Source organism: Moraxella sp. HMSC061H09 (assembly GCF_001809255.1).
Taxonomy (GTDB): Bacteria; Pseudomonadota; Gammaproteobacteria; order Pseudomonadales; family Moraxellaceae; genus Moraxella; species Moraxella catarrhalis.
Genome location: NZ_KV796826.1, coordinates 1 through 4,449, shown reverse-complemented (window position 1 = coordinate 4,449; position 4,449 = coordinate 1). Strand labels below are relative to the sequence as shown.

Sequence of the window (4,449 nt, the reverse complement as noted above, 5' to 3'; positions counted from 1 at the left end):
TCTTGGGCGTTGATGGGGATGCCTTGGTTGATGAGGTATTTCACTGATAAGCTAGTCTTGTAACTGTCAGAACTAGGACTTAGTAAAATTTGATGAAGCCAGTTCCATTTTGAGCTTTCTGAAATATCAAAAATACAATGATTTTCTTTGAATTTATCAAATAAAATTAAAGCATCTTCAATCATACCCTTTTTCAAGAACGATAAAATTTCAGCACCCTGAAATTCAATATCTTTATCATAATTCATTATCTAATACCTCTTTTGCGTTTAAATTCATTGATATCATTGATGATGTCTTGTAAATCACCATTGCCAGGTTTCTCATTGCGATGACCCATATTATCCGATGCGTTTTCAAGTCTGAAATAATCAGGACGAGAATTAATAAAGTCATTAAATTGAGTTTGGGTTAGACCTGTTTGCTCTGCAACTAACACTAATCATCTGTATTTATTAAAAATATACAGCCTACGAGTATATCAAACTTAATTGTGCTCAAAATGGAATACTAAGTTAGATTCATCAAAGTCAATCAATCCCATGGATTTCAAAAATTCTTTTTCATCAAGCTGTCCATTTTCCAAAAAACAAGATTTGCTGACAAATAGGCAATCAATCCAATCTTCATTTGGGATTAGCTTGCGAAGCTCATTAACAATATCCATTTCCAATTTGTTGTTAAAATTTTTATTTAATAAATCATTAACCAACGAGATAATATATTTATTTCTCTTATACTCATCAGAAAGTTCGTATTCTTCTATTTTTTGGAAAAATTTTTCATAATCTAGTCCATTTTCTTTTGTGCAATAGTCGTTAGTCCAGAAGATATAGTTACCCCATTTTGGGTCTGGCAATATGTCATCCAATTCAAGCATAATATCATTCTCTCTGTCTTCTGAACTTTCAGCATTTAACAATTCTTGTATTAAAGACTTTGCTTTGATGATTTTTTCTGCATTTAGATTACTCATTTTTTACCTCTCTTACTTGTTTTATCAGCATGATCTTTGGGAGTTCTGATAATAATATTATCAAGATTGTAAGTGGCAATGACAGGACGGTGGTCGCTCCATCTTTGGGTTATCGAAATGATATTAATTAACTGAACGCTTACTTTGCTTCATATAAAGCCAGCTCTTCAGATATTTTTGAATATAATTCAATATCATTAAACTCGTATTCTTCTTTTTCACTATCTAGATTATATAAATCAACTATATAAAATATTGATGATAAAAACAAATTTAGTCTCTCATCATCAATATTTGCCAACCCCAAATCTCTCTCTATTCTCCATAGTTCAATATAGGCATCAACAAAACAATTTGTGTTAATTCTTTCATTCAAATACGCTTTGGTAAAATTAAGCAATAACACACTCATCTTAACACTCCATTCTTGAAAAAATTCTCGTATCTTATAAGATTACGAAAAAAATAACAGATATTACAAATACAATAATAATACCCAATAATATATTTTTTCGCTTATCTTGATTTTTAATAAATTTTTTAGTTTCTTGGGGTATGTTTAATATCGTATTTAATTTTAAAGTTATATGGGTCATGAATTAATTTGTAATTTTCATTTCTTACAAGCCATGTCTATCAAAATTATTTTCTAATATTTTCTTGGTGTTGCTATTATAGTACCAATCATTATAATCTCCAATTACCTCAAGAGTGAATTCTCCATTCTTGATATAATAATAACACAAACCCTTTCCAGGAATTTTGTTTGATGAATCCTTTGAGCACCATGAGTAGTAATCATTATTTACATCTTGAAGATGTGATAAATCGTTTGGAAATTTGCCGTGCAAGATTTTATATTGCTCTATATTTTCTAGTAAAAAATAAAATCTAATTTGTGTTTGATTTTTTGATTCTTGTTGCAATAAGATATTGTATGTTAACAAAATTATTAACAATGTAAAACTTAAAATAATGAAATTTTTAGTTTTTATTTTAATTAATTTTGCCAATATAATATATGTATAAATGATAATAATCCACATTGAGAATGCATAAAAATATGGCAGTAATTCTAATTTCATCATATTATCTATTTTGTAAATAACGGGTTTATTGTTTTATTGGTTATTCCTGAATGTTTTCCCACATCCTTTTCTGGAGGATCTTTATAGTTAGGTGCAGTCTCAGGGCGGGTTGCTATTAAGTGATTATTCAAATAGCTAGATATTTGCTGACCAAAAGTTAGGGTTAGATTAGGATTAAAGAAACTGGCTCCGAAAACTGCTCCAAAGTAGTCGGAGGGTAGATCTTCATATGAATACGCAGAATGAGGGGCTTTTATACTATCGAGTTTTTCCTGTAAATAACCACGCTTCACCGCATGGTTTATAGATTTACTAACTATTTCTTGTTGCGTAAGACCTAAATAGGAGGTGGAAGGATTTTCCATCATTTCCTTTTTATAGCTATATGCCTCACTTGCATAAAATAAGAAATGAACCATATCAATCCAACCGCTTTTTTTTGTAAGGAGAGGTGATACATACAGGGTTGTTTCACCACACTCAATTTAGTAAATACAACCTGACTTTTTTGCTGCTTGATTTGCTTGTTCTATTTTAAACAAATCTTTTATATTAATATGCAAATTTCCAATCTTTATATTTTTTAAGGATATATAGGAGTGATAGTCCTCTATATTATTAAATGCCAGTAGATTTCCAGTATTGTCTAAAATCGCATACATAATATCATTTGGAAAGTACTCAAACATACTACCTTGTGGTTCATCGCATATTTTTCCTTCGGTATAAATTATCAAGTGAATATTGTTATACTCTGTGCGGTTTATGATTGCTCCAATTACTTTTTCATTTTTTAGCGATAGGTACTCAAAAAATGTATTATCCATCTCAATGGCATAATAATCACCATTAAGCCGAGTCTCTCCTAAAAAAAAGATTTGTTTATACGAATAAACAATTATTGTAAAAATTAATGGGAATAATATAAAAAATCCTATATATTTTCTCATTTATCATCTGCTTTGTAACGGCTTTTATTATCTATGTCGGTTATGATGAGTGTGCCAGCCCCTAGGTTGAGTAAAGCGATAACAATACCCAACAGATTTAAGGATGAGGCTTAGATGTTGGGTTTTCGTACGAGAGTCCAACCTACGCGGCTAAGCTATATATGGCAACAGTAACTGCGACCAAATACAATCCAGATATTAAAGCACAATATGAACGCTTACAGCAAAATGGCAAATGTAAGATACAGGCTTTACCAAAGTCAGGTTGGTTTAGCTTAATCTTAAATTTGCTGAAATTTGATTTGACTTTGGTTTGCAGAGATGGTATTTATGCATTGACATGGTTTTGGCTTTATCAAAAAAATAAATACAAGTATCTTAGATCTCTATATTTAATTTCATTACTATCATAAGATGATACATGAAAATCCACATTATTTAAAACCCCTTTATATTTCACTGGTTCGGTAAAATTTTCCACAATTATCTTTCCATTATTTTTCTTTCTTTTTATATATATGTATGTTTCAAGAGGATATTCAGCATAAGGAACAATTAAATATGCATTCCTACTAATTATAATACCATCATAAACTCTAAAAAAAGTATCCCTACCTTGATGGTGTTGTATTATTGTTATGCAAATTTCATCACAGTAATAATAAGCTGTTTCTTTTGCTAGAAATAAGTATAATAGAAACGCAAATATTAATATAAAAATAAGTAATATAATCAAAATTCTAAATATATATCTACAAATAGTCATTTTATTAAAAATCCTCTAACTGTTTATTTTTTGCATTCTAAAGAGTTTGTATTATTTAGATTGCATTCTATTCTTTTTAAGCCTAAACTATAACCATATCTACTTCTTAGGTATTGATAATCAATTTCTCCATACCTAGGATATGTACCATAAGTGTAACCAGTTGTTTTATGTCGGATAAGACCTAATTTGCCACCAGCATGCAAAGCACCGCTAGCTTTTTGAAATTCCTCATAAGGTATACCCAATGTTGCTGCATTCATGCCAGCTAATATATTTCCACCTTCTCTTAGTGTAATATACTTTCCATCAAATAGAAATCCATGATAAGATTTTCTTTCATGATTTGGATAACTTGACTTAATATCGTATATGTTTCCTGGCAGACTGTTGTAGGCATAAAGCTCTTCAGCATAAAATCCAGCCGACCAAGCCTTGTCATTCAATCTATAGATATATTCATCTATACTCTCTCCAATATAGACTCCGCCAACAGGATTGCCTGTGTCAGGACTAATAAATGCATCCTCAAACATTGTTTCTCCAATTTTTATTGGGTTGTCAATACATTTATCATTTTGAAAATTACACTTATATATTCCTTTATCCCCATTTAAAATAACTTTTTTAACTTCATTCTTTTTGTCAATAAAAGTAGCATTATTTTGA

General features: G+C 29.9%; 6 protein-coding genes and 2 pseudogenes. All 8 read right to left on the bottom strand.

Going from position 1 to position 4,449, the window contains the following annotated elements; all coding sequences use genetic code 11:
- A pseudogene (locus HMPREF2573_RS00355) lies at nt 1-248 on the bottom strand (ankyrin repeat domain-containing protein); the annotation flags it as partial.
- On the bottom strand, nt 248-439 hold the full coding sequence (locus HMPREF2573_RS00350) for a GH-E family nuclease (protein ID WP_070472119.1): 192 nt from the start codon (nt 437-439) through the stop codon (nt 248-250). The pseudogene HMPREF2573_RS00355 and the gene HMPREF2573_RS00350, both read right to left, overlap by 1 nt.
- Nucleotides 440-487: 48 nt before the next feature.
- Nucleotides 488-976: a hypothetical protein gene (locus HMPREF2573_RS00345; protein ID WP_070472116.1), complete on the bottom strand. Its 489-nt coding sequence runs from the start codon at nt 974-976 to the stop codon at nt 488-490.
- 139 nt (nt 977-1,115) lie between these two features.
- Complete coding sequence (locus tag HMPREF2573_RS00340) at nt 1,116-1,388, bottom strand: colicin immunity domain-containing protein (protein WP_070472114.1); 273 nt, start codon at nt 1,386-1,388, stop codon at nt 1,116-1,118.
- 208 nt (nt 1,389-1,596) lie between these two features.
- Nucleotides 1,597-2,061 (bottom strand): hypothetical protein, encoded by a 465-nt coding sequence (locus tag HMPREF2573_RS00335; RefSeq protein ID WP_003662480.1) that lies wholly within the window; start codon nt 2,059-2,061, stop codon nt 1,597-1,599.
- 8 nt (nt 2,062-2,069) lie between these two features.
- The gene (locus HMPREF2573_RS00330; RefSeq protein ID WP_070472112.1) at nt 2,070-2,483 is read right to left on the bottom strand and encodes a hypothetical protein; all 414 of its coding nucleotides are present in this window, start codon (nt 2,481-2,483) and stop codon (nt 2,070-2,072) included.
- 66 nt (nt 2,484-2,549) lie between these two features.
- Nucleotides 2,550-3,014 carry a hypothetical protein gene (locus HMPREF2573_RS00325; protein ID WP_036335658.1) on the bottom strand — a complete coding sequence of 155 codons (465 nt, stop codon included), beginning with the start codon at nt 3,012-3,014 and terminating at the stop codon, nt 2,550-2,552.
- Nucleotides 3,015-3,803: 789 nt separating this feature from the next.
- Nucleotides 3,804-4,449 (bottom strand): annotated as a pseudogene (locus tag HMPREF2573_RS09460) (hypothetical protein); the annotation flags it as partial.